Origin of the sequence: Enterococcus sp. S22(2020) (genome assembly GCF_020295385.1) — a bacterium.
In the GTDB taxonomy this organism is placed as follows: Bacteria; Bacillota; Bacilli; order Lactobacillales; family Enterococcaceae; genus Enterococcus_L; species Enterococcus_L dunnyi.
The window spans coordinates 143,812-167,802 of sequence record NZ_JACFUD010000003.1; the positions used below are offsets into that span (position 1 = coordinate 143,812).

Annotated in this window: 26 protein-coding genes; 19 read left to right on the plus strand and 7 right to left on the minus strand. The window is 37.0% G+C overall.

All coding sequences use genetic code 11. The features are described 5' to 3' along the window. Positions 1–14 precede the first annotated feature (14 nt). From H3T55_RS06445 to H3T55_RS06470, 6 genes are all read left to right on the plus strand, one after another. Entirely contained in the window at positions 15–1,139 is a 1,125-nt protein-coding gene (locus tag H3T55_RS06445) for a CAP-associated domain-containing protein (protein ID WP_225533833.1), read from the plus strand. A 2-nt stretch (positions 1,140–1,141) separates the two neighbouring features. Next, the gene (locus H3T55_RS06450; protein WP_225533834.1) at positions 1,142–1,573 is read left to right on the plus strand and encodes a YlbF family regulator; all 432 of its coding nucleotides are present in this window, start codon (positions 1,142–1,144) and stop codon (positions 1,571–1,573) included. Continuing rightward, on the plus strand, positions 1,563–1,913 hold the full coding sequence (locus H3T55_RS06455) for a YlbG family protein (protein WP_225533835.1): 351 nt from the start codon (positions 1,563–1,565) through the stop codon (positions 1,911–1,913). The genes H3T55_RS06450 and H3T55_RS06455 overlap by 11 nt, the downstream gene beginning before the upstream one ends. A 109-nt stretch (positions 1,914–2,022) precedes the next feature. Further along, positions 2,023–2,568, plus strand: coding sequence for a 16S rRNA (guanine(966)-N(2))-methyltransferase RsmD (rsmD, locus tag H3T55_RS06460; RefSeq protein ID WP_225533836.1), 546 nt, complete (start codon positions 2,023–2,025; stop codon positions 2,566–2,568). 10 nt (positions 2,569–2,578) lie between these two features. Next, positions 2,579–3,079: a pantetheine-phosphate adenylyltransferase gene (coaD, locus tag H3T55_RS06465; RefSeq protein ID WP_225533837.1), complete on the plus strand. Its 501-nt coding sequence runs from the start codon at positions 2,579–2,581 to the stop codon at positions 3,077–3,079. Then, on the plus strand, positions 3,072–4,133 hold the full coding sequence (locus H3T55_RS06470; RefSeq protein WP_225533838.1) for a SepM family pheromone-processing serine protease: 1,062 nt from the start codon (positions 3,072–3,074) through the stop codon (positions 4,131–4,133). Before coaD ends, H3T55_RS06470 begins: the two co-directional genes overlap by 8 nt. 48 nt (positions 4,134–4,181) lie before the next feature. Here H3T55_RS06470 and H3T55_RS06475 read toward each other — a convergent pair whose 3' ends face one another. Next, positions 4,182–4,970 carry a hypothetical protein gene (locus H3T55_RS06475; protein ID WP_225533839.1) on the minus strand — a complete coding sequence of 263 codons (789 nt, stop codon included), beginning with the start codon at positions 4,968–4,970 and terminating at the stop codon, positions 4,182–4,184. A gap of 29 nt (positions 4,971–4,999) precedes the next feature. Then, positions 5,000–5,518 carry a sigma-70 family RNA polymerase sigma factor gene (locus H3T55_RS06480; RefSeq protein ID WP_225533840.1) on the minus strand — a complete coding sequence of 173 codons (519 nt, stop codon included), beginning with the start codon at positions 5,516–5,518 and terminating at the stop codon, positions 5,000–5,002. Between the two features lie 98 nt (positions 5,519–5,616). Between H3T55_RS06480 and H3T55_RS06485 the strand changes: the two genes are divergently transcribed. The 5 genes from H3T55_RS06485 (at position 5,617) to H3T55_RS06505 (ending at position 10,705) form a co-directional block, all read left to right on the plus strand. Beyond that, a complete protein-coding gene (locus H3T55_RS06485) occupies positions 5,617–6,234 on the plus strand; it encodes a helix-hairpin-helix domain-containing protein (RefSeq protein WP_225533841.1) in 618 nt (205 codons plus the stop codon). 170 nt (positions 6,235–6,404) lie between these two features. Next, entirely contained in the window at positions 6,405–6,911 is a 507-nt protein-coding gene (locus H3T55_RS06490; RefSeq protein WP_207114543.1) for a ComE operon protein 2, read from the plus strand. 76 nt (positions 6,912–6,987) lie between these two features. Further along, positions 6,988–9,213 carry a DNA internalization-related competence protein ComEC/Rec2 gene (locus H3T55_RS06495; RefSeq protein WP_225550131.1) on the plus strand — a complete coding sequence of 742 codons (2,226 nt, stop codon included), beginning with the start codon at positions 6,988–6,990 and terminating at the stop codon, positions 9,211–9,213. A gap of 49 nt (positions 9,214–9,262) precedes the next feature. Further along, positions 9,263–10,294, plus strand: coding sequence for a DNA polymerase III subunit delta (gene holA / locus H3T55_RS06500; RefSeq protein ID WP_225533843.1), 1,032 nt, complete (start codon positions 9,263–9,265; stop codon positions 10,292–10,294). 24 nt (positions 10,295–10,318) lie between these two features. Then, positions 10,319–10,705 carry an ester cyclase gene (locus H3T55_RS06505; protein WP_225533844.1) on the plus strand — a complete coding sequence of 129 codons (387 nt, stop codon included), beginning with the start codon at positions 10,319–10,321 and terminating at the stop codon, positions 10,703–10,705. Between the two features lie 302 nt (positions 10,706–11,007). Here H3T55_RS06505 and rpsT read toward each other — a convergent pair whose 3' ends face one another. Further along, the gene (rpsT, locus tag H3T55_RS06510; protein ID WP_069662814.1) at positions 11,008–11,262 is read right to left on the minus strand and encodes a 30S ribosomal protein S20; all 255 of its coding nucleotides are present in this window, start codon (positions 11,260–11,262) and stop codon (positions 11,008–11,010) included. Between the two features lie 213 nt (positions 11,263–11,475). On the opposite strand from rpsT, the gene H3T55_RS06515 reads away from it, so the two are divergent. The 3 genes from H3T55_RS06515 to H3T55_RS06525 all read left to right on the plus strand — a co-directional run bounded on the left by H3T55_RS06515 (position 11,476) and on the right by H3T55_RS06525 (position 13,907). Beyond that, entirely contained in the window at positions 11,476–12,510 is a 1,035-nt protein-coding gene (locus tag H3T55_RS06515; protein WP_225533845.1) for an inorganic phosphate transporter, read from the plus strand. A gap of 61 nt (positions 12,511–12,571) precedes the next feature. Continuing rightward, positions 12,572–13,195, plus strand: a complete 624-nt coding sequence (locus H3T55_RS06520; RefSeq protein ID WP_225533846.1) for a DUF47 domain-containing protein — start codon at positions 12,572–12,574, stop codon at positions 13,193–13,195. 73 nt (positions 13,196–13,268) lie between these two features. Next, positions 13,269–13,907, plus strand: a complete 639-nt coding sequence (locus H3T55_RS06525; RefSeq protein WP_225533847.1) for an HD domain-containing protein — start codon at positions 13,269–13,271, stop codon at positions 13,905–13,907. Positions 13,908–13,975: 68 nt separating this feature from the next. Here H3T55_RS06525 and H3T55_RS06530 read toward each other — a convergent pair whose 3' ends face one another. Beyond that, the gene (locus H3T55_RS06530) at positions 13,976–15,910 is read right to left on the minus strand and encodes a heavy metal translocating P-type ATPase (RefSeq protein ID WP_225533848.1); all 1,935 of its coding nucleotides are present in this window, start codon (positions 15,908–15,910) and stop codon (positions 13,976–13,978) included. A gap of 307 nt (positions 15,911–16,217) precedes the next feature. Beyond that, positions 16,218–17,048, minus strand: a complete 831-nt coding sequence (locus H3T55_RS06535; RefSeq protein ID WP_225533849.1) for an undecaprenyl-diphosphate phosphatase — start codon at positions 17,046–17,048, stop codon at positions 16,218–16,220. A gap of 180 nt (positions 17,049–17,228) precedes the next feature. Between H3T55_RS06535 and H3T55_RS06540 the strand changes: the two genes are divergently transcribed. From H3T55_RS06540 to H3T55_RS06560, 5 genes are all read left to right on the plus strand, one after another. Next, positions 17,229–17,720 (plus strand): PTS glucose transporter subunit IIA, encoded by a 492-nt coding sequence (locus tag H3T55_RS06540; protein ID WP_087640238.1) that lies wholly within the window; start codon positions 17,229–17,231, stop codon positions 17,718–17,720. Between the two features lie 171 nt (positions 17,721–17,891). Beyond that, the gene (locus H3T55_RS06545) at positions 17,892–18,956 is read left to right on the plus strand and encodes a DUF871 domain-containing protein (RefSeq protein ID WP_225533850.1); all 1,065 of its coding nucleotides are present in this window, start codon (positions 17,892–17,894) and stop codon (positions 18,954–18,956) included. 1 nt (position 18,957) lies between these two features. Next, on the plus strand, positions 18,958–19,845 hold the full coding sequence (gene murQ, locus H3T55_RS06550) for an N-acetylmuramic acid 6-phosphate etherase (RefSeq protein ID WP_225533851.1): 888 nt from the start codon (positions 18,958–18,960) through the stop codon (positions 19,843–19,845). Between the two features lie 24 nt (positions 19,846–19,869). Beyond that, positions 19,870–21,300 carry a PTS transporter subunit EIIC gene (locus tag H3T55_RS06555; RefSeq protein ID WP_225533852.1) on the plus strand — a complete coding sequence of 477 codons (1,431 nt, stop codon included), beginning with the start codon at positions 19,870–19,872 and terminating at the stop codon, positions 21,298–21,300. Between the two features lie 234 nt (positions 21,301–21,534). Then, positions 21,535–22,392, plus strand: a complete 858-nt coding sequence (locus tag H3T55_RS06560; protein WP_225534141.1) for a MurR/RpiR family transcriptional regulator — start codon at positions 21,535–21,537, stop codon at positions 22,390–22,392. A gap of 44 nt (positions 22,393–22,436) precedes the next feature. On the opposite strand, the gene H3T55_RS06565 is transcribed toward H3T55_RS06560, so the two are convergent. Further along, positions 22,437–23,138, minus strand: a complete 702-nt coding sequence (locus tag H3T55_RS06565) for a histidine phosphatase family protein (RefSeq protein WP_225533853.1) — start codon at positions 23,136–23,138, stop codon at positions 22,437–22,439. A gap of 24 nt (positions 23,139–23,162) precedes the next feature. Continuing rightward, the gene (locus tag H3T55_RS06570; protein ID WP_225533854.1) at positions 23,163–23,789 is read right to left on the minus strand and encodes an MBL fold metallo-hydrolase; all 627 of its coding nucleotides are present in this window, start codon (positions 23,787–23,789) and stop codon (positions 23,163–23,165) included. Between the last annotated feature and the right edge of the window lie 202 nt (positions 23,790–23,991).

Below are 23,991 nucleotides of genomic sequence, written 5' to 3' on the forward strand. Positions count from 1 at the left end.
AAGTGGGGAAAAAGATGAGACGATTTTTAGCTTTCTTGGGCGTATTTTTAGTAGTCCTAACGATTGGCTATTTAGAGCCTGTCTTTTTTCCTGCTGAAAAACCGAAGCAAGTAGCAGATGATTTTGGGAGACAGAACGTCTCCCATACTGCTTTGCCATATGAAGAGCTTCCTGCTTCTGGATATGCGGAGTATGTTGGTAAGCCGATATCGGAATTTGTTGCTAAATTCGGCGAACCTCTTGAAAAACAACCATCAGGTATGCCTTATGAACTATGGACTTACGGAGAAAAAGATGCAGACTATCTAGAAGTGAATGTCCAAAATGAAAAAATTTCGATGATCAAAGCGTTCAACGATTCAAAAGAATTAGTGCCATTTTCGATTGGAATGAATTTATCAGATGTTTCAGAACGGATGACGATCTATTCAGATTTTGCTTTTACATATAAAGAAACAAACTATAACATAGAGTTGATGGAAGAAGATATGAATTATCGTCCGCTGATTGCTTTCGATAATCAATCGTTCGCTATTTTGTTTTTCGATCAAGGAGATAGCGAACTTGCTGCAGTGGTTTATCTTGATAAGGAATCGTTATTGACGTTGATGCCCTATCAATTGATTGAAGGGGAAGCACTTCCTTTAATACCTGAAAATCAATTGACCGGATTTGATCCAATCAAAAGTAATCAGGTCATTCGTACGATCAATTTATTGAGAATGAAAGAAAACCTTGAAACATACGCTATTTCAACTGAAAGTCAAAAGAATGCTCAAAAACTTTTTGAGCTTTTGCCTAAGCAGCAAAAGAATATCTTTTCCGCTGAACGATTGGAAAACTGGCAGTTCAGTAAAGAACAATTGAGCGCAACTGAGACATTTGTCTTGTCTAATGATGAATACCAAAAATTGCTGAAATTAGGACAGATGGACAAAAAAAATACGACTGGTATGTACACAGAACCGATTTACGATCCATCCTTTACTGTTCTTTCATGGTTTTCTGATTCGCTCTATCATTCTCGTTTTGCCCATGAAGGAAATGAAAACATTGGCGTTGCATTCTCTAAAGCAAGTATGTTAGTCTTAATACAAGAGACTGAAAAAGAAATATCTCAGACAGAGGATAGTGAATAAGTATGATCATTACAGAAAAACTTTTTGAAATAGAGGATCAGGTAGAGAATCTTGTTAGTGCAATTTTGGCAAGTGACAGTATTACTTTATATAAGAAAAATCGAGAAGCAATGTATACTTCACAGGATATCATGGAGAAACAAAAGGCTTTTTTGAGTGCTAAGGAGTCATTTGAACGAATTGAACCTTATGGAAATCATGCACCGGATTTTAGAACAAAGCAGCGTGCTGTGCGACAAGCAAAGAGAGCACTGGATATGAGTGAAGAAGTAGCGGAGTTCCGTTTTTCCGAGACAGAAGTGCAAACGATTTTGGATGTAATCGGACTTTCAGTTGCTAAAACGATTTCTGAAGACATCAAAGTGGACGCTGGGAATCCATTCTTCGAAAAAGGAAAACACTCAGGTTGTGGAGGTAGTTGTCATGCAAGTTAACGAGGAAAAAGAACTGAATATTCAAAAACGTCGTTGTTTAGTTGTATGGGTATATAGCTTAAAGCAACTAAGGACATTAAAACGTTTTGGTTTGATACACTATGTTTCACGACGTATGAAGTATGTAGTTATCTATATGAATGAAGAAGATATCGAAGCATCAGAAGCAAAAATCAACGGACTTCATTTTGTACGTAAAGTTGAACGGTCATACAGACCAGACGTGGAAATGAACTTCGCAGAAAAAATCGGGACAAAAGCAGCCTATCAATATAAAGAAGAAGAGGGATTTGAAGTTGAGGAACTAAATACCCAAATTCGTTTAGCTGAAAATGTCTAAAAATCAAGATGAAAAATGTGCACGAACGTCAAACATTTTTCATCTTTTTTCTGTATATTTGGTATACTATTAAGGAAATAGTGAAATAAGTAAAGGAGCGTTAAATGACATGCGCGTGATTTCTGGAGAGTACGGTGGACGCCGTTTGAAAGCATTGGATGGCGACCACACACGTCCAACAACAGATAAAGTCAAAGAATCAATATTCAATATGATTGGCCCTTATTTTGATGGAGGTGTGGTGTTAGATCTATATGCTGGAAGTGGTGGACTGGCAATAGAAGCAGTCTCTAGGGGAATGGATCTGGGAATCTGTATTGAAAAAAATTTTGCGGCAATCAAAATTATTCAAGAAAATATTGCGATCACTAAAGAACCAGAAAAATTTATCATAAAAAAAATGGACGCAAATAAAGCAATCGATTTTCTCAAAGAAGAGCAACGTGTATTTGATTTAGTTTTACTAGATCCGCCTTATGCAAAACAAGAAATAGAAAAGCAAATCGAGAAGATGATATCCTATCGATTATTGAGTGAACAGTCAGTCATCGTCTGTGAAACAGATAAATCAGTAACACTTCCCGAAAATATTGGTCCTTTAGCCAAGACACGAGAAGTGATCTATGGTATTACTCAAATCACGATTTATAAATAGGAGGGAAATGATGGGTAGAGTTGCACTTTTTCCAGGAAGTTTTGATCCGCTGACAAATGGTCATTTAGATTTGATCGAGCGCAGTACGAAGATTTTTGATAAAGTCATTGTCGGTGTTTTTGTGAATACAAATAAAAAGGCATTATTTACTTTAGAAGAAAAGCTCTTATTGATCAAGCAATCGACAGCGCATTTAGAAAATGTAGAAGTTGTTACACAAGAAAGCAAGTTGACTGTAGAAAGTGCTGCTGAGCTGGGAGCAAACTTTTTGATCCGTGGAATTAGAAATGTGAAAGATTACGAGTATGAAAAAGATATTGCTATGATGAATCATCATTTGGCTGCCGGCATAGAAACAGTATTTTTACTGGCAGATGAAACATATGGACACATTAGCTCCAGTTTGTTAAAAGAAGTGCTGACATTTGGAGGCGATGTTTCTGCTTATTTGCCAAAGCCAGTTAATGAAGCGCTAAATCAAAAGAATCGTGAGTTGAAGATGAATGAATAATGAACAGGAAGAAAGAATATCTATAAAATCTATGCTGCCATTTGTGCTTGTCATAGTATTGATCATTGCCATGATTTTTCCGATCCCTTATTATATTGAAGGACCTGGAACGACAGAAAATTTGAAAGACTTTGTGTCTGTTGATAATAAACAAGATACAGAACCAGGAGCATTTTATTTAACCACTGTAGGTGTCCGTAAAGCTACTCTAGCTTCTTTGATAACTGCTTCATTTTCTGATTTTCAAGAAATAGTGAGTAAGAAAGACCTGATGGGATCAAGTACCAACAGTGAATATGAGCGAATTCAGCAATATTATATGGACTCGTCGAAAAATGCAGCAATCGAACAAGCATTAAAGTTAGCAAATATACCATATGATATGCAATTCAAAGGTGTTTATGTACTAGCTATTGAAGATAATTCAAGTTTCAAAGGAAAAATTTCTGTTGGTGATACTGTAACAGGAATCGATGGGAAAACATTTAAAAGTAGCGAAGAATTTGTTACATATGTCAAAAAACAAAAGGTTGGTCAAGAAGTTACTGTTAGTTATTTACAAGATGGAAAAGCTAAAGAAGCAACAGGTAAGCTGATTGAACTATCGACCGATAAAAAAGCAGGGATTGGTATCGGCTTGACCGATCATACAGAAATCGATTCGTCGATTCCCGTTGAAATCGATTCTGGTGATATCGGTGGTCCTTCTGCCGGTTTAATGTTTACACTGGAAACGTATGAACAGTTAACACAAAAAGGTATACGTAAGGGCTATAAAATCGCTGGAACAGGGACGATCAATACAGACGGCATCGTTGGAAGAATTGGCGGAATTGATAAAAAAGTAGTGACCGCAAGTAAAAATAAGGCAGATATTTTCTTTGCTCCTGATGATGAAATCACAAAAGAAATGAAAGAAGCAGAGCCGAAAATCAAAACAAATTACGAAGAAGCGAAAGCTACTGCTAAAAAAATAGGAACATCAATGAAGATCGTTCCTGTAAAAAATGTGCAAGACGCTTTAGACTACCTTGAAACATTGAAAGAAAAATAAAAAAATAGAGACTAAATCAACCTCGAATTTGATTTAGTCTCTATTTTTTTAATGAACAACAACTGAAGGATGAAGCATTGAAGAGGAACCGAAATCAAATAGGTATTTTGCTGGTCCAAGATGAAAAATACCTCCTAAAGCTAAAAAGAATAGAAATAAAACAGCGGCTCCGATAGAAAAATAGAGAATAAAACGATAGGCAAGTACAGGGTTATTAACGACTTGGTCAAAACGTTTTTTACGATAAACATTTTCTGTCACGAGAATCGTTTTCAGTAATGGAATTTCTGTTAACTGTCGTTTCAAAATATCTGCATCCCGTTCACTTAATAACTCTGAGAAAATATGGTTTTCTGACTCAAAGTCAAATGTATAAGTTGAAAGAAAAGAACGTGTAGGTTTGAGACCATTCCAATTGAAGTATGAGACTCTATTTTGCTTTAGAGTGATTGCTTTAATCGTATCATAAGGATAGCTGAATAAAGGTTGATGATCGAGAAATTCAATGATAGTGGTGTAAATCATCCGCTGATTGGTGAAAATCAGAACACGATTCCCGCGAAGATCGTTGAACTCTTTTAAATATGCTTTGGCTGCCTCAGTTCTAGGATGATACATCCCTAGTAAGCCACTACCGACAGCAGAAACATTCTCTCCGTCAGAAGTTAGTGGTAAGTAAGCACTGATTTCTTCACCTTCATTCAATTGTTCTTTTAGCTGATCAATAAAGCTTTGCAGAAAAATATACATTTTAGTTTGATTATATAAGTCTCTTTTTTGTTGCTTGTTCAGTTCAGTGTTGACTTGGTTCACGGCAGATTTAAATAGATTTACCATGATGACTCCTCCTAATGTATTTAGTATGATCATTGTTGGATAGATTGTTTAAGTTTTTGTCTCCCGCGAGATAAACGATTGTATATTTGAGAAGTATCCATTGCCAAATCCTTCGCAATTTCTTTAGGTGAATCTTGATAATAGTAATATCTTAAGAAGATCAATTGATCTTCTCCATTTAAACAGTTCAGTAGATCTAAAAACTGTTCTTTCTCAAAATAGTCTTCTTCTAACAAAGTCTCTGGCAGCTGTTCAGTTGGAATTATTTGTTGTTCGCGAATGATCTGGCGCTTTTTATCAAGGCAAATATTTCGGGTGATCGTCATTGCCCAAGTTTTCAAGCTGCTCTTTTTCGCATCGTAAGTAGCGATCTTCTGCCAAATACGATAAAAAACTTCATTTTCCGTTTCCTTATGATATATTTTTTCTTTCGGATGATTCAAAATGGAGCGAATACATTTTATGATATCGGTTCCAAATGCATCGATGAATTTTTCCAACCCTAAAAAATCCCTCTCGATCAATAGTGTAATAATGTCCTTTTCCACGTTTTATCACCTTCTTACTTTATTATACGATGGACTTTTTGTTTTTCTATCATGAAAATGAAAAATAATGCGTATTTTATAGATGAAGGAGGGAAAAAATGAATTACCAGGAGATCATCAGTAAATACAAGTATTACTTGATTGCAGGAGGAGTTGGGCTGCTTTTATGTTGTAGTGTTCTTTTATTTTTGATAAAAAAGCCGATTGAAGCAATAGACGAAGATTTTCAGACGGATGTTTCCTCAACTCAACAAATAATGTCATCTGAATCAGCTCATGATCAAAGGCAGTTATATGTCGATATAAAAGGCGCAGTTAAGCAACCAGGAATGTATGAAGTGAAAATGAACATGAGAGTCTGGGATGCAGTCATGCTGGCCGGCGGTTTCAAGGAAGGGGCAGATACCAAGCAGGTCAACTTTGCTGAACAGCTTACGGATCAAATGGTGATCTATGTACCGCTCGAAGGAGAAGACCCTCCGATCAAAAAAAATATGACCGGTGAAGAAGATGTGGCTGCAGCATCCAAGGTCAACCTCAATTTAGCGGATGAGTCACAGCTTCAAACCTTATCAGGCATTGGACTAAAAAAGGCACAGGAAATCATTCGCTATCGGGAAGAAAATGGCGGTTTCAAATCAATAGAGGAAATAAAGAATATTTCTGGATTTGGTGAAAAAACATTTGAACGATTAAAAGAGGCCATTACAATATAGCGCTTAATTAAAAGTACACGATTATGCGAAGTATTTTTAGAATATATCGCTTAGATTCTTGACGGGAGTTTTTCTATAATTTACTATTTGTATTAGACTATTATTTTTAAACAACAGCAAATTATTTTGAAAATGAGATAGACATTAGTATATAAAGAAGGAGCACAAAAATGACATTAGAACGGATTCCATGGGATCAATATTTTATGGCGCAAAGCGTATTATTATCTTTAAGAAGTACATGTACTCGACTAGAAGTCGGGGCGACGATCGTCAGAGACAAACGAATTATTGCTGGAGGGTACAACGGTTCTGTTAGTGGAGATGTTCATTGTATAGATGACGGTTGTTACGTTGTAGATGGGCATTGTGTCCGAACGATCCATGCAGAGATGAATGCTATTTTGCAATGTGCAAAATTTGGTATTCCTACAGAAGGCGCAGAAATTTACGTGACCCATTTTCCTTGCCTGCAATGTACGAAAATGATTTTACAAGCTGGAATCAAAAAAATTCATTATTTAAAGGATTATCGCAATGATCCTTATGCACTGGATTTGATCAAACAGGTTGGTGCAAGTGTGGATCAAGTCACTCTCTCAAAGAAATATTTTGCCGAATTACAGTTAGGAGAAGAGCTTGCTTCAATGGACGAAGCACCTCAAGCAGATCAATAATCACTGGATATTTCCAGTACTTTTAGTAATAGGATCTGTATTTCTCATTATAGAATTTAACTGGCCGTCAGGTTTGATGTGTCTATATTTATGTTGGCGTATTGCTGCAACTCGAAATCGGGTGATCATCGCTGTTAGTTTTTTATGTACGGTTATTGCGATCATCTCCTGTTTTTGGGTATTGAACAATGAAAAACAGCAAAAATTTGCAGAAGAAACCGAACTTTCTGGTACACTTAGTGTTTTGTCTGATAAAATGAACATTGATGGAGACCGTCTTCAATTAGAAGGAAAATTTTATTCTAAAACGCTTAGCAGAAAAATCGTTGCTTTTTATCAATTCTCCTCAAAACTGGAAAAAGAAAGTTGGATGGAGCATACACAACCATTACAGTTGCATATGACAGGAACAGTTCAAACGCCTATAGCGCAAACCAATTTGCATGGCTTTGATTATCAGAACTATTTGAGGACAAAGGGCATTTACCAAACAGTGACAATCAAAAGTATCCAGAGTATTTCAGAGCAACCTGTTCGATGGTATGACTTCAGGTCGTGGATCAGCAGCAATAGAAAAAAAGCGATTGATCATTGCTCGAAGATTTTCATGAAAGAAACTGCTTTACACGTAAAAATACTATTATTTGGGTATCGATCTAGTGATTTTTCCCAAAAAGAAGCTGTTTTGGCAAATTTAGGAATTCTTCATTTGTTTAGTTTGTCAGGAATGCATGTCGCATTTTTTATCGGTAGTTTTAGGTATTTATTTTTAAGGTCTGGACTTACTATAGAAAAATTATTTTGGTTACAACTGTTTTTTGCATTGATCTATGCAGGATTTACTGGTTTTTCTGTCAGTGTAGTACGTGCATTGGTCCAAAGTTCGATTGTCTTGGCTAACCAGCACTTTCGCTGGCAATTATCCAGATTAGATTGCTGGAGTTTAACGCTGATGATAGGCTTGATTGTTCGTCCATATTTATTGTTTACGATCGGTGGGCAACTGAGTTATGGTTTGTCTTTTTTGATTCTCTTTGTACAGCCGATTGTTGAATTTATCAAGCATAGTCTTTTGAAAAGTTATTGTTTTTCATTACTTTTGAATATTGCGATTGTTCCATTATTGGGGCTTTCGTTTTTTGAGTGGCAGTTGACAGGGAGTGTGTTTACATTTGTGATGTTGCCAGTTTTTGAACACATGATTTTACCTATCCTGACCATTAGTTTTATTAGTTCTTATTTTATCAAGATCGATTTTTTGATTGTTGGATTAGAATCCTATTTTCTTTTACAACAAAAAGTTTTTGAGTGGTTGAGCCATACAAGTACATTTACGATCATTATAGGTCACTTTTCATTTTGGTTATTGATAGCAGTCTTTCTTTCATTAGGGATTTTGCTGGACCGTTTACCTATAGATCCAAAAAAAGCTTGTTGGTCTGGTGTTTTGTTGTTGTTATTACTTCAAAGTAAATACATTTTCCCCAAGGGAACAGTCGCTTTTATTGATGTTGGTCAGGGAGATAGTATTTTTATCCAAACCCCTTTTCATCAAGAAAATATTTTGCTCGATACTGGTGGTAAACTGATGTTTGAAAAAGAGGAATGGGTAATAAGAAATAAAGAAAAATCTAATGCTGACTATTCAGTTGTCCCTTTTCTAAAAAGTAAAGGGGTAAAGTATTTAGATAAAGTGTTGATCAGTCATGGTGATTTGGATCACTGCGGGGATCTTTTAGAAATCCACAAAAAAATCCCGATTCGAGCTCTTTATTATCCAGCAGGTACGGAAAATAAGCAATTGTTTCAAAGGATGTTGAATACTTTAAAACAGTCGGGTGTTAAGTGTTATCCTGTTTTAGCAGGTCAGACGATCGGTCGCTCAATAGCGCTAAAAGTTCTAGCACCAACGACTAAAGGCAATGGAGAAAATCAAGATTCTTTAGTCATCTATTCAAAAATAGCTGATCGACGTTTTCTGTTTACTGGAGATTTGGAAAAGGAAGGTGAGAGGCAGTTGCTTGCAAACTATCCTAATCTAAAAATAGACAGCTTAAAAGTCGGACATCATGGAAGTAAAACATCAACGGATGATTCATTTATCAAACAAATTTCGCCTAGTGAAGCAATCATTTCATGTGGGCGGAACAACCGTTTTAAGCATCCTCATGGTGAAACTGAAGAAACATTAAAACAAGAAAATATAAGGATTTTTCGAACAGATCAGGAAGGTATGGCATACTATGAATGGACGCCCTGGTCAAAAATGTCACCAGTGCAAACAATGATCAAACAAGACTAGCATTTCTTGAATTGTCATGATAGGATGGAAAAGAGAAATGAGGGGAATTATGAACTTACAAGAAGCGTTGCAGCAGGTTCGCCAACAACAGTTTGCCTCTGTGTATCTAGTTCAGGGGACAGAAGGCTATTTGAGTGAACTATTTAAAACAGAACTAATGAATCAATTGATCAAAACAGAAGATGATCAATTTAACTTTTCTTCTTTTGATATGGAAGAGGTTCCTTTATCAGTAGCGATCGAAGAAGCTGAAACGATTCCATTCTTTGGTGATTACCGTTTAGTGTTTATCGAAAACCCTTATTTTTTAACAGCTGAAAGAAAAACAACGGGTCTTGATCATGACATCGATAGTTTATTGAAATATCTGGAAGAACCGTCTCCTACGACTATTTTAGTATTCAATGCAAGCGTTGAAAAATTAGATGAACGAAAAAAAATTACAAAATCATTGAAGAAACAAGCGACATTCATCGATGTCAACCCAATGGGCGAACGTGAGGTCCGCCAATATATCGAACAAACCATTCAAAGTGAAGGTTATGACATTCGCCCAGAAGCTTTTGATTTATTATTGCAGCTGACAGATTTGAATTTGTCCAAAGTAATGGGGGAGCTGCAGAAACTATTTCTTTTTTCTTCAGAAGATAAAGTTATTTCTCTTCACGCTGTAAAAGAACTAGTACCAAAATCGTTGGAGCATAATGTCTTTGATTTAACGAATGAGGTCTTGTCAGGAAATGGAGAAAAAGCAATACAGCTCTATGAAGATCTTTTGCTTCAAGGCGAGGAAACGATCAAGCTGAATGCGATTTTACTAAATCAAATTCGTTTATTTTTGCAAACAAAAATCCTAGCTAAACTTGGATATCAACAAGCCAATATTGCAGATACACTAAAAATCCATCCTTATCGTGTAAAATTGGCATTGCAGCAAGTGAGACATTTTGAATTGGAACGACTGGAAGAGATCTATGATGAGCTAGTAGAAAATGATGTTAAAATGAAAACTGGCAAGATGGATAAAGAGCTGCTTTTTGAATTATTTATTCTGAAATTGTCCGCTCAAGGCGTAAGGTAATAGATAGGAAAGGAGCCAGATTGCATGAAGAAGCCAAAAGAGATCGTTGCAGATTTTTTTAGAAATGTCCGCTCAGGGAAAGATGTTGATGCTGCATCTATTTATATGCACGAGTGCGTGATTGCCCATCAAATCCAATCTGAGAATGAATATGCAATCGAACGATCTCCACAAGATTATATCGAACACGTAAAGGAAATGCAGGATATCTATGGTCAGTTTCACTTAGAAATCCAAGAGTTGTTAGAAGATGGGAATAAGGTATATGTTCGTTGGAAACAGACTGGAACGATGTCAGACAGTAAAGAAATTATTCAAATTGCCAGTGCAGTTTATTTGGTTGAAGATGAGAAAATTTCTGAATATTGGATTCAAATCGATCGTAAAGGGCTGGAGCTTCAAAACAACTAGAATCAATGCATGAAGTATAAATGAGATATAGAATTTTGAATCCGATCTTCGATGTTGAAATGTTTTTCTTTGATCCAAATTGATATCTATCTAAGCAAAGACAAAAGTCGATTAGGCTTCAATTGGTATGAAAATAGTACAATATACTTTTATTTTTAGAGAATTGTAGAAGAATCTGATTTTTACCCTATCCATCATTTATTACGTTTTAGAGTGCGAGACAAAATGGATTTCTTCGTTTTGTTTCGCACTCTTTTGGTGCAAAAAAAGAAGCTGACCATATGGCAGCTTCTGCAAATTCATTATTTTGCTAATTTTTTGCTTAGACGAGATTTGTCGCGGCTCGCTTTGTTTTTATGGATCAATCCTTTTGATTCAGCCATGTCCACAGCTCTAGCAGCTTCTTTATATAGCTCATCCGCGTTATCAGCACCTGTAGCTACAGCATCTTCAAATTTCTTGATTGCTGTACGCATAGAATTCTTTTGAGATGAATTTTGAGCATTCGCGTTTGCGTTAGTACGTACACGTTTAATTGCAGATTCAATATTTGGCATTTCTTTCACCTCCGATAAAATAAGGTCTTACACAGGAATATCCATATGTAATTCAACACTAATCATTATACCTAATCCAAACTGTCATTGCAATAAAAGATGACAAGTTTTTTTCCTTAACAGTAAATTTAATGTATTTGTAGGAATAAAATAGGGCATATATGAAAAAATGGATACTTTTAACAAATTATATGATATTATTACAGATGAAAAATGAAATGGTGGGGTGTCATAGTGAATATTGCTTTAGTGATAACGGTTACGTTAGTGATGGGAGTTATCTTTGTTAATGGTTGGACAGATGCACCGAATGCAATTGCAACCGCTGTCTCGACCCGTGTGTTGAAGCCAAATGTAGCAATTTGGATGGCAGTAGTAATGAATTTTTTAGGTGCATTAGTTATGACGTATTTCAACGCTCAGGTAGCGGAGACAATTAGTAATATCGTCAGTTTTGATGCACAGGGAAATGCTTCTCAGGTAGCACTAGCAGCCTCTTTGTTTTCAATCGTTGTTTGGTCGGTTGCGGCTTGGTATTTTGGTATACCAACAAGTGAAAGCCATGCTTTGATCGCGGGCTTGACTGGTTCTGCAATGGCTTTAGGCGGTATTGGAGCGGTTAATGGGTCTGAATGGACAAAAGTATTGATTGGATTAGTCGTTTCAACTGTTATGGGCTTTGGTGGCGGTTTTATCGTAACGAAGTTGATTGTAATCCTTTTCAGAGGTGTTGCCAGAAGAACAGCGGATAAAGTTTTCACCTATGGTCAGGCATTTGGAGCTGGAGCTAATGCTTTTTTGCATGGTGCTCAAGATGGTCAAAAATTTATGGGGGTTTTTATGCTTGGATTATATTACAATAATCTTGCTGAAAAATCTGGAGCGGGTTTCATTATTCCTATTTGGGTCATGGTCTTATGTTCTGTAACGATGGGGATCGGAACTTCAGTTGGTGGTATGCGGATCATCAAGTCCGTTGGGATGGATATGGTAAAATTAGAACGTTACCAAGGCTTTGCAGCTGATTTAAGTACGGCAGTCTGCTTATTTGCTGCTTCAATTGCTGGTATTCCAGTTTCTACGACACATACAAAAACGACTGCGATCATGGGGGTAGGTGCTTCAAAACGCGTGTCAAGTGTAGATTGGCGAATTGTAAAAGAAATGCTGATTGCCTGGGTTTTAACATTTCCGGGTTGTGGTCTGATCGCTTTTATCATGGCTAAGTTGTTTGTAGCCCTATTTTGATCGAGCATAAAAATAGAAAAAAACAATAACGATAGAGAGTTAAGCTAAGGGAGAGAGTAAAATGGCAAGAAAGAAACAATTTGACTATTTTGGAGAGTTGGAGCATCTGGCGAGAAATGCCCATCAGGCAGCAGAGATCTTAGAAATGATCGCGATTAATTATTCTTTGGATTATTTAGAAAAAGAAGCAATAAAAATCCATGATCTGGAGCGTGAAGGCGATCAAATCGTTAAACAAATTTTAAGTGAATTATATGTTTCTTTCATCACACCTATCGATCGGGAAGACATTGTTGAAATCACAGAACGACTAGATGATGTGTTGGATACAATCAATAGTATTGCTTATTTATTGAGCAGTTTAGTCGTTAAGGAACTGAAAGAAAATGCAATGGTATTTATTACCTATGCTTTAGAAGCTACAGCAGGAGTTTTAACGGCGACAAAAGAGTTTGCAAAGTTCAAAAATTCTAAAATATTACGGACGATGATGGATGAAGTCAGTGAGATCGAAGGCAAAGCTGATAAGCTTTACAGTGAATCTCTGAAAGACTTATTTACAAATGAAGAAAATCCGATTGAAGTGATTCGCTGGAAAAACGTTTATGATCAATTGGAAGAATTACTGAATGCAAGTGAATCAGTCGTAGATGTTATTGGCGGGTTAGTCATAAAGAATAGTTAAATGAAATACAGTGTTAGGTTGGGATAAATCGAATTTGTTTCAGCCTTTTTTCGAGCGATTAGGAGGATTTTAGATGGATATGCAGACAATAGATGTGATCAAAGCGTTTGTTCGATCAAAATTGAAAGAGGATCAAAGTGGTCATGGCATGGACCATATAGAGCGTGTCGTCCGAAATGCACAAAAAATCATACAAACACAAGCGTGTGATGAATTTGTCGTAGTAGCTGCAGCATATCTTCATGATGTTGCTGATGAAAAGCTTGTTGAGGATCAGGAAAAAGCATATCAAGAGATTAAAGAAGTTTTACAAGTGAATAGTGTTCCTGTTGAGAAGATCGAGCATATCCTTTATATCATTAAAAACCTTTCATTCAGCCAGGAACTTGAAGGAAAGAAAAAGGAATTAAGTATAGAAGGACAAATCGTTCAAGATGCTGATCGGCTGGATGCAATGGGAGCGATCGGGATCATCCGAACCATTTATTATGGTGGGCACAAAGGAAATAAAATTTATGACCCTGCTATTAAACCAAGATTATTGCAAAATAAATCAGAGTACAGGGAAGAAAGTACAGTAATCAATCATTTTTATGAGAAAATTCTACTATTGAACGATCGTTTAAATACGCCCTATGCTAAAAAAATAGGAAAGCAGCGACAAGAATTTTTGGAAAACTTTCTTAAAGAATTTCTTGAAGAATGGGAGTAAGGAGTTATTAGAGGTAGATAAAAAAGGAGATACTCATCCAGCAATGAGCGTCTCCTTTTTTGTCTATTTTAAATACTTGATTCACTACGATTATATGAATTTAGTGGTTTTAGTGGTGTTTGTGTTTTGGTCTTTACGTGCTCGATCGGAATCGTCTTAAGTAATCTCAAACCATTTAAAATTACCAAAATCGTGCTTCCTTCATGGCCGATCACTCCTAAAGGAAGGCTGATGATTTGGAAAAAATTTGAAAGAACTAAAAGACAAATGACAAAGGCTGAAAATAATATATTTTGCATGACGATTCGTTTTAATTTTTTTGAAAGCAAATGACTCATCTGTAGTTTTTCTAAATCGTTTTGCATCAAAACGACATCTGCGACATCCATTGCAATATCCGTTCCGCCGCCCATTGCAACACCGATCGCTGCATTAGCTAAAGCGGGAGCATCGTTGATGCCATCTCCAACCATTGCATTAACACCGTAACGTTCTTTTTGTTGTTTGATAAGAATCGTTTTATCTTCTGGCAAACAGTTTGCATGAATTTCATCGATTTTTAGTTCATTTGCAACTGCAGCAGCAGTTCTTTCTTGATCTCCAGTGATCATCGTCGTATGAACACCGACTTGTTTAAAATAAGTAATGATCGATTTTGCTTCTGGTTTTGGAACATCTAATAATCCAAGGTAGGCAACGATCGTTTCTCCTTCAAAGAGATAGATGACTGTTTTGCCATCTGCTTGTAGTTGTTCAATTTGCTCTAAAATACCTGATGTGATTGAAGAAGTATCCGCAAAAGAAATTTTCCCTAATCGCCAGACTGTAGAATTGATTGTAGTTTCCATTCCGAAACCTACAACGTTTTTGACATCAAGTTGTTCATAATGAGTGGTGCTTTCTTCATCGAAACGGTCGATCACTGCTTGTGCAAGCGGATGAGTAGAGTGACGCTCCATTGCGACTAAAATATCGACTGCTTTTTGTTTGTCACTCAGAAATATAGCATCTGTTACAATAGGTTTTCCTTTTGTCAGAGTTCCAGTTTTATCAAAAGCAACTGCTTTTAATGCTGCTAAGTTCTCTAAATAGACACCGCCCTTGAATAGGACGCCATTTCTAGCACCATTTGAGATGGCAGCCAAAGTGGCAGGGGTTGCCGAAGCGACCAATGCACAAGGCGAAGCGACAACGAGTAATACCATTCCACGATAAAAGCTTTCGTTCCAAGACCAGCCCAAAAAGAAATAAGGAATCAAAATCATTAGAGGAATAGTGATCAACACAATTTTTACATAAGTGTTTTCTAATTTTTCAATAAAGCTTGCTGTTTGTGAAGGGGTATTTTGTGCTTCATCGACCAATCGAATGATTTTGGCAAATAGAGTATCTTCACTATTTTTTGTAACCGTCATTGTGAAAGCTTCACCAAGGTTGATCGTTCCTCCAAATAATAAATCTGAGGCACTTTTTTCAACAGGTACAGATTCTCCTGTGATCGCCGCTTCGTCAATGGTCGATGTTCCGGCAGCTAATTGACCATCGATCGGAATACTTGAACCTTTTGGAACGAGTAAAGTATCTCCGATTTCTAATGTATCGACAGGTACTTCTGTTGTTTTTCCATTCTCAAATAGTAAAGCAGTCTCTGGCTGTAAATTCATCAGGCTGGCAATCTCTTTTTTACTTTTGTTTGTCGTGTATTCTTCAAGGGCACCGCTCAGACAAAAGATAAACGTCAACATTGCTCCTTCAAACCAATTTCCAATGATACAAGCGCCAATAGCAGCCAAGGCCATCAATAAATCTACATTCAAATGTTTGTCTTCAAAAGTGCTGATCAAGCCCTCTTTTGTTTGTTTAAAACCACCGAAAACAATAGCTAAAATAAAAATGATCGGATAAAAAGTAGCACCTGATTTTTCTAACATAAAACCTGCAATCATAAAAATAAGACATAAAATAGTAGATAGAATTGCTTTTTTTTCTTTTGAAAGTTTCATTTTCATCACTCCTCAATAAGAGCATAACATAAACTGACTCTAATTGATAATAAAATATTCTAAATGAGAATGATAGTGATTATCATTTAATAAAAACCTATTTTTATTAGGGTTTTATCTTATTTTTTAAATATAGTAATTCTAATTAAGAGTGATAATCATTATCATTTTAAGTAACAAAAAATAGGACTAAGAAATAACTCTAAGAGTTACAACTTAGTCCCTTTAAAAGCAAATAGATATTGGAAGCAAAAGTAGCTATTATGCTGTACTTCAATTACGTTAGCTAGCTGTACAGTATGAATAATCAAGAAAATAGCCAATAGCTAATTAGTAGAACACCTAAAATAATTCGGTACCAACCAAAAACGGTAAAGTCATTACGTTTCAAGTAGTTCAATAAGAACTTGATCACGATGATCGAAACGACAAAAGCAACGATAGAACCTGTTAATAAAACAACAGTCTCATTAAAACTGAATGAGTTGCCTTTTGCAATAAATTTGATGATTTTCAAGAAACTAGCACCAAACATGACAGGGATTCCCATGAAAAATGAAAACTCGGTTGCAACGAATCGCGAAGCGCCAATTAGAATCGCACCTAAGATAGTTGCACCTGAGCGTGAAGTTCCAGGAATTAATGATAAAACTTGGAAAAAACCAACGATTGCGGCAGCTTTGTAAGTGAAACTGTTCAGATCGCTGCATTTTGGTTCGCGTGTTTTGTTTCTTTTCTCTATAATGATGAAAGCAACACCATAAATGATCAACATAAGAGAAACAGTAAAGAAATTGTGAAATTTCGCTTCCAGCCAATCATCTAGCAAAATACCAATGATTCCAGCTGGTACAGTAGCCACAAGGACTTTTGTCCATAAGAGCCAAGTATCTCGCTTTTCATTCTCATCTTTTTGAGGAGAGAAGGGGTTTAACTTATGAAAATAAAGAACGACAACGGCCATGATCGCTCCTAGTTGGATCACGACATTGAACATTTCCATAAAATCAGCGCTAAGATTCATCTTAATAAATTCATCAACTAGGATCAGGTGACCGGTACTACTGATCGGCAGCCACTCGGTAACTCCTTCAATAATCCCTAAAATAATTGCTTTCCATAAATTTGATAAAAGCATAGGTTCAATCCTTTCAATGTAAAAATAATAAAATCACTAATAGTATACCTTTTTGAATGAAAAAAACCAACTAACAATTATGTGACGTTAGAAAAAATTAGAATCCAGCGATTGATGGTTGTATTTACTTTAAGAATTTTCTATACTATTACTATTCATAAAATTGGAGGAAAATAAATAATGTTTGGATTTTTAAAAAAGAAAGAACCATCACAAGTAAATGAAACACTATATGCAGTAGCAACAGGGAAAGTAATTCCTATCACTGAAGTAAATGATCCTGTATTTTCACAAAAAATGATGGGTGATGGCTTTGCAGTTCTTCCGGAAACTGGGGAAATTTATGCACCGATCGAAGGGAAAATTTTGAGCGTATTTCAGACAAAACATGCAGTTGGGATGAAAATGGCTAATGGACTGGAAGTTTTACTGCATATGGGGATCGATACAGTAGAATTAAATGGTGCACCATTTTCTATCAAGGTGACGGAAGGAACAAAGGTTGTACCAGGAACATTGATTGCGACGGTCGATCTAGAAAAAATCATTTCAGCTGGTAAAGCAACCGATATGGTGGTCGTTATTACCAATATGGATGCTGTGAAAGAATTTGATCTAACAAAGACAGGACAGGTCACTGCTGGAGAGATAGTAGGTAGTGCAAAGGCATAAAGAGTGAAATATTATTTCATCAAGTAGAACAGACAATCCACTGTTGTTTGTTCTATTTTTTTATGCGTTTTTTGAAAAAAAATTCCGTTTTTGAAACAAAATGAATATTTAACTTGAAATTTTATTTCAAAAGAATTATAATGAAAGCGTGTTAGAGAGGAGCAGATGGATATGTATGGGATATCAGTTTTTCTTGGGGAAGACCTAACAAAAGAGACGCAAACTTATATACAAGAAATGAGCTGCATTGGAGTAAAAGGAATATTTACTTCTTTGCATATTCCTGAAGACAATAGTGAATTGTACGCACAACGACTAAGAGTATTAGGTGAGATTGCTTCTAAAAATGGAATGAAGCTGATGGTCGATATCTCTGGTGAAGCCTTAAGCCGCGCTGGTTTTTCTTTTGAACGTTTGGAGGAAATTATTGCCATCGGTGTGACTGGATTACGTATGGATTATGCGATTTCTAATCAAAAAATCGCTCAAGTATCACATGTTATGGATGTCGGCTTAAATGCCAGCACGATTACATCAAAAGATGTTGCTGAGCTCAAACGATATGAAGCCGATTTTTCAAATTTTGAAGCGTGGCATAATTATTATCCGAGACCAGAAACTGGCTTAGGTAATTCTTTTTTCTCTGAAAAAAATGAATGGTTGAAGGCATCAGGCTTTAAAGTCTTTGCTTTTGCACCAGGGGATGCTCAATTACGTGGGCCTTTGTTCATGGGGTTGCCAACTTTAGAAAAACATCGTCATGAACATCCTTTAGCGACTATGATCGAATTGAAAGAGCGATTCGCAGTTGACGGTGTCTATATTGGCGATCCAATGATTTCTAAACGTACGATGCGGCAATTGGAGCTATATTTGAGCCAAGGCGAACTGGTTTTGGAAGTTATTGATATGGGCAGCCGCTACTATTCATTGATTTTAGGAGAGCATGTGAATCGTCAAGATGACGCGAGAGATGTGATTCGCAGTGCAGATGCTCGCTTTAAGAAAATAGACACGATCGTACCAGAAGAATCGATTGTACGGTCATTGGGCAGTGTGACCATCGATAATTCAGAATACGGCCGCTATATGGGTGAAATTCAATTGACAAAAAAAACATTGCCTGTAGATAAAAAAGTCAATGTGGTGGCACAAGTAGTTACTGAAGATCAAGCGCTAATAAAAAGGATCGCCGCAGGTCGTAAATTTAAACTGATAGATAAGGGGACATTATAAGATGAATTTAGAAAAACTGACAACAGAACGCAGAAATCAAGAAACAATGAATTTAGATGAAATGACTGTAGAAGAAGCGTTGATAAAAATGAATCAAGAGGATCAAAAGGTAGCTATTGCAGTTGGTGAAGCACTGTCGCAAATCGAACCAGCTGTTCACGTGATTATTGATGCTTTCAAAAAAGATGGACGTTTGATATATATGGGGGCGGGCACAAGCGGCCGCTTGGGTGTATTGGATGCGGCAGAGTGTGTGCCGACATTTGGTGTAGATCCTGAAATGGTGCAAGGTTTGATCGCTGGTGGGCAAAAGGCGATGACGATTGCCGTGGAAGGTGCGGAAGATTCTAAGGAATTTGGACAGGAAGATTTAATCGATATTCAATTAACTGATAAAGATGTCGTTGTTGGAATTGCAGCTAGCGGCCGTACTCCTTATGTAATTGGAGGATTGGAGTATGCGGCTTCTATTGGTGCAAAAACAGTTTCGGTTTCTTGCAACAAACATGCTGAAATCAGCCGTTATGCTGACTTTCCTATTGAAGTTGATGCAGGGCCTGAATTTTTAACAGGTTCCACACGTCTAAAATCTGGAACAGCACAAAAATTGATTTTAAATATGTTATCGACGGTTTCAATGATTGGAATTGGTAAAGTGTATAACAACTTAATGGTGGATGTGAAACCAACAAATGAAAAATTAGTGGAACGTGCTAAGCGTATCATTATGGAAGCGACAACTTGCGACTATCAAACAGCCGCTGACTATTTCATCAAAGCGGATGAAAATGTCAAACTGGCTATCGTGATGTTATTGACAAACTCCTCAAAAGAAGAGGCTGAAACAAAATTGATTCAGGGCAATCATTTTATCAAAAATACAATTTAAGGGAAAACTAAGGGGGAAATGACTGTGTCAGAAGAGAAAGTAAAACGTTTGGCAAGGGAAATTTATGAAGAAGTTGGCGGACAGGAAAATGTGTTGAAATTGCGTCATTGTATGACAAGAGTTCGAATGGATATACGGGATTATGATAAAGTGAAGCTTGACGAGTTGAAGAAGATCGATGGTGTAATGGGCGTTGTAGAAGACGATACCTTACAAGTCGTGATCGGACCAGGGACGGTAAATAAAGTTGCTCAAGAAATGGTGGACATGGCTGGTGTTAAGCTTGGTGAGCCATTTCCAAATAAGCTGTCAGGCAAACAATTAGTGGAAGAAAAAGCGGCTGAAGTAAAGGCTGCCCAAAAAGAGAAAAATAAAAGCACTTCAGGCTTTAAAAAAGTATTGAAATCGATCTCTAATATTTTTGTTCCGCTGATTCCTGCATTTGTTGGTGCCGGAATCATTGGAGGAATAGCCGCTGTTATGTCTAATTTACTGGTTGCAGGAACGATCGGTGACTCTTGGCAGCAGTATATCGATGTATTGAATATCATCAAAAACGGGATTTTTGCTTATTTAGCTTTATATACAGGCATCAACAGTGCGAGCGAATTTGGAGCAACACCAGCGCTTGGTGGAGTAATTGGTGCTGTAACGATGTTAACTGGGATGAATCCAGAGGCGCCGCTGCCGAATATTTTAAACGGTGGTACGTTATCTGCTGGACAAGGTGGTATTATTGGGGTTATTTTTGCAGTTTGGTTACTTTCATTAGTAGAAAAGCAATTGCATAAAATCATTCCTGATTCTATCGACATTATTGTCACACCAACGATTTCTTTATTGGTCATTGGATTGATAACGATTTTCTTGATTATGCCGATCGCAGGCTTGATTTCCAATAGCTTAGTAGGTGTGATCAATGTAGTCTTGGAAAAAGGCGGAATTTTAGCAGGGTTTACCCTAGGAGCGACATTCTTGCCGATGGTTATGTTTGGATTACATCAAATCTTGACCCCGATCCATATTGAAATGATCAATCAAACAGGAATGACATTACTATTACCGATATTAGCTATGGCAGGAGCAGGTCAAGTAGGAGCAGCTTTAGCCTTATGGATTCGTTGCAAAAAAGATGCACAGTTAGTTGAGATGATCAAAGGAGCGTTACCAGTTGGGATTTTAGGAATCGGTGAGCCGTTGATTTATGGGGTTACTTTACCTTTAGGTCGTCCGTTTATCACTGCCTGTGTTGGCGGAGGAATCGGTGGTGCGGTAATCGGAGCTTTCGGCAATGTTGGGGCAATTGCGATCGGTCCAAGTGGTGCAGCTTTGATCCCGCTGATCGCTAATAACCAATGGCTTGCTTATGTGTTAGGATTATTGGCTGCATATGCTGGCGGCTTTGTTGCAACATTCTTCTTTGGTATTCCCAAAGATCTTCAAGAAAATAAATAAAACAGTCGATTAGATCGTTCGATTGTATAGAAATCAGCTGTTTTTTTGGATAGCATTTGTTGCTAACTATAATAAAACAGTTGATTTTTTGTTTGAAAAATTTGTTCATCAGGCTTGCTTTTTTAGATTCTTATTCAACATAGGCAAGTCTTTTCTGTTATACTATTCCTTGTAGAAATGTATTATCAAGTGCATCTTGAAAAAAGTTTGAGTAGGAAGAAGGGTATGAATATCATGCAGCAAAACATTATTTTAACGATTCAGGATCATTTGAAAACACTCCCAGGATCTGAACAAAAAGTTGCTGAATATATTTTAACTAACACAAATGAAGTAATTACTTTAAGTGCACAAGAGTTGGCGAAAAAATCCGGGTCAAGTCCGGCAGCGATCATTCGTTTTTGCCGTTCGATCGAAGTCAACGGCTTTACCGATTTAAAGCTGCAGTTATCAGCTAACCTTGGCGCGGTCGATACACAGATGTATACAGAGGTCGAAAATGGAGAAACGACAGCTGCGATAAAAGAGAAGTTGCAGCATCGATTGGTTCATGTTCTAGAACGAACGAATGAACATTTAGAAGTTGAAGCAATCGATCGGGCAGTTAGTGAAGTAGAAGAATCAGAGATCGTCTTTGTCTATGGATTAGGTGCTTCATCGCTTGTAGCACAAGATATTTATCAAAAATTTACCCGACTAGGTTTAAGTGTTTTCTTTACGATGGATCTTCATTTGTTCGCTTCTGCTTTAGGAACGAATCAATTGAAAGGCTTATTTATTGGTATTTCAAATTCTGGAAAAAATCCTGAAACCAATGCATTGGCAGAATTAGCGATTGAAAAAGGACTGCCTGTCGTTGCTTTGACAGCAGATAGAGAATCTGATTTAGCTCAAAAAAGTAAAATTTTATTATTGACGCCCAAAGGGGAGGAAGCGCCTTTAAGAAGTGCTGCTACAGTTTCTTTGACTGCACAGCTTTATGTCGTAGATGTGCTGTTCTTTGCTTATGGAGCAAAAAATTATGATAAAACACTAGAAAAAATCCAGCACTCTAGGGGAGCCGTTGAGATTTTAAAAAGGTACAAAGTTTGATTAGTAAAAGGTTTGGCGGAAGAGTTATGTTCCGCCAAACCTTTTTAGTTGTTCGATGATTGTTTTTGGCCATCTTCGATATAATGGATGTCATTGACTGTATCGATCGTAAATCGACCATTTTCATAAATCAATTTAGTTACACTGCCATTTTCCAGACCGATCTGCATTGGCAAGCTTGAATCGATTAAAGACAGCAAGAATGAAATCGTCAAGCCGTGAGAAACGATCATAACATTTCCACCGCCATCTTTTTCTCTTCTATGGGCAATATCTTCAAATCCACTCCAAACACGTTCTTTGATTTTATCATAGGGTTCTGCCCAATCGGCTGTATCTGCTGCGATGATTGCCTTCGCTAAGTCTTTGTAGCTGATCCGATTGGTCATCATGTCTTCATAATTTTTAAAAGCTAATATTCGTGGAACGACCCCCCATAATTCACCATCATAGCCGCCATCTAGAGAACCAAAACACCATTCCCGAATACGGCTGTCTGTAGCATAAGGAATTGCGGCTCCTTTTGAATGCTCTTGTAAAATAATACGGGCAGTCTGCATTGCACGGCCGCTGTCACTAGAATAGGCTTCTTTAAAAGGGATGTCTTTTAATCCGATACCTAAAGCGTGGATGACTTTTTCACCTTCTTTTGTCAAAGGTGTGTCCGACCATCCTTGTGTTCGACCGATTGTATTGAACATAGTTTTCCCGTGGCGGATAATGTATAGCACCGTTGGTTTGTTCATGGTACGTCCTCCTAGTAGATTATTTTAATTGAAAAAGGGATTGGTTTTCTTCTCATGCTCGATCGTTGTCGCATCGCCATGTCCTGGGTAAGCTGGGAATTCATCAGGCAAAGTAAAAAGATAGGTTCTAATGCTGTGAAGCAGCTGTTCCATATCGCCTGTATGCAAATCAGTTCGGCCGATACTTCCTTTGAATAAAGCATCTCCGGTTACGACAAAATCATCAAAAATCAAACTAACACTTCCAATGGAATGACCAGGGGTTGGCACAACAGAAAATTTGATTCCGCCAAGTTCATAGTCAGTCATTTCAAATTCCATTTCCGCAGGTTGAACCACGATATCTGCAATATCATCATGTCTACCTAATCCAGATAGATTCAAAACAGGGTTCGATAACCATTCTTGTTCAAGCGGGCTTACATATACGGGGATATGATAATGATGGCGCAACTCCTCAACAGCTCCGATATGATCATAATGTGTATGTGTAAGTAAAATAGCGATCGGTTTTTTCTCTGTTTTTTTGATCAAGGAAATGATTCGTTCTGCTTCTGCACCTGGATCGATGATCAAAAGATTTTCTTCGTTATAGATCAAATAGCAATTTTCCTGAATGACACCTGTCAGGATACGTTCGATAGTTAACATAGTTTGTAGCCTCCTAATTCACAATTTCTCTCATTTAAGTATAACGCAATTTCATAAAGAATCAAAAGTCGGAAGTATTTTTTTGAAGGACTTTATATTTTGACATGAGGCATAGTATAGGATTGAAGAAAATATTTATTTAGATATAAAGAATGGTATAAAGCGAAAATATTCGATAAATACTACTTTTACTTTTTGTTCA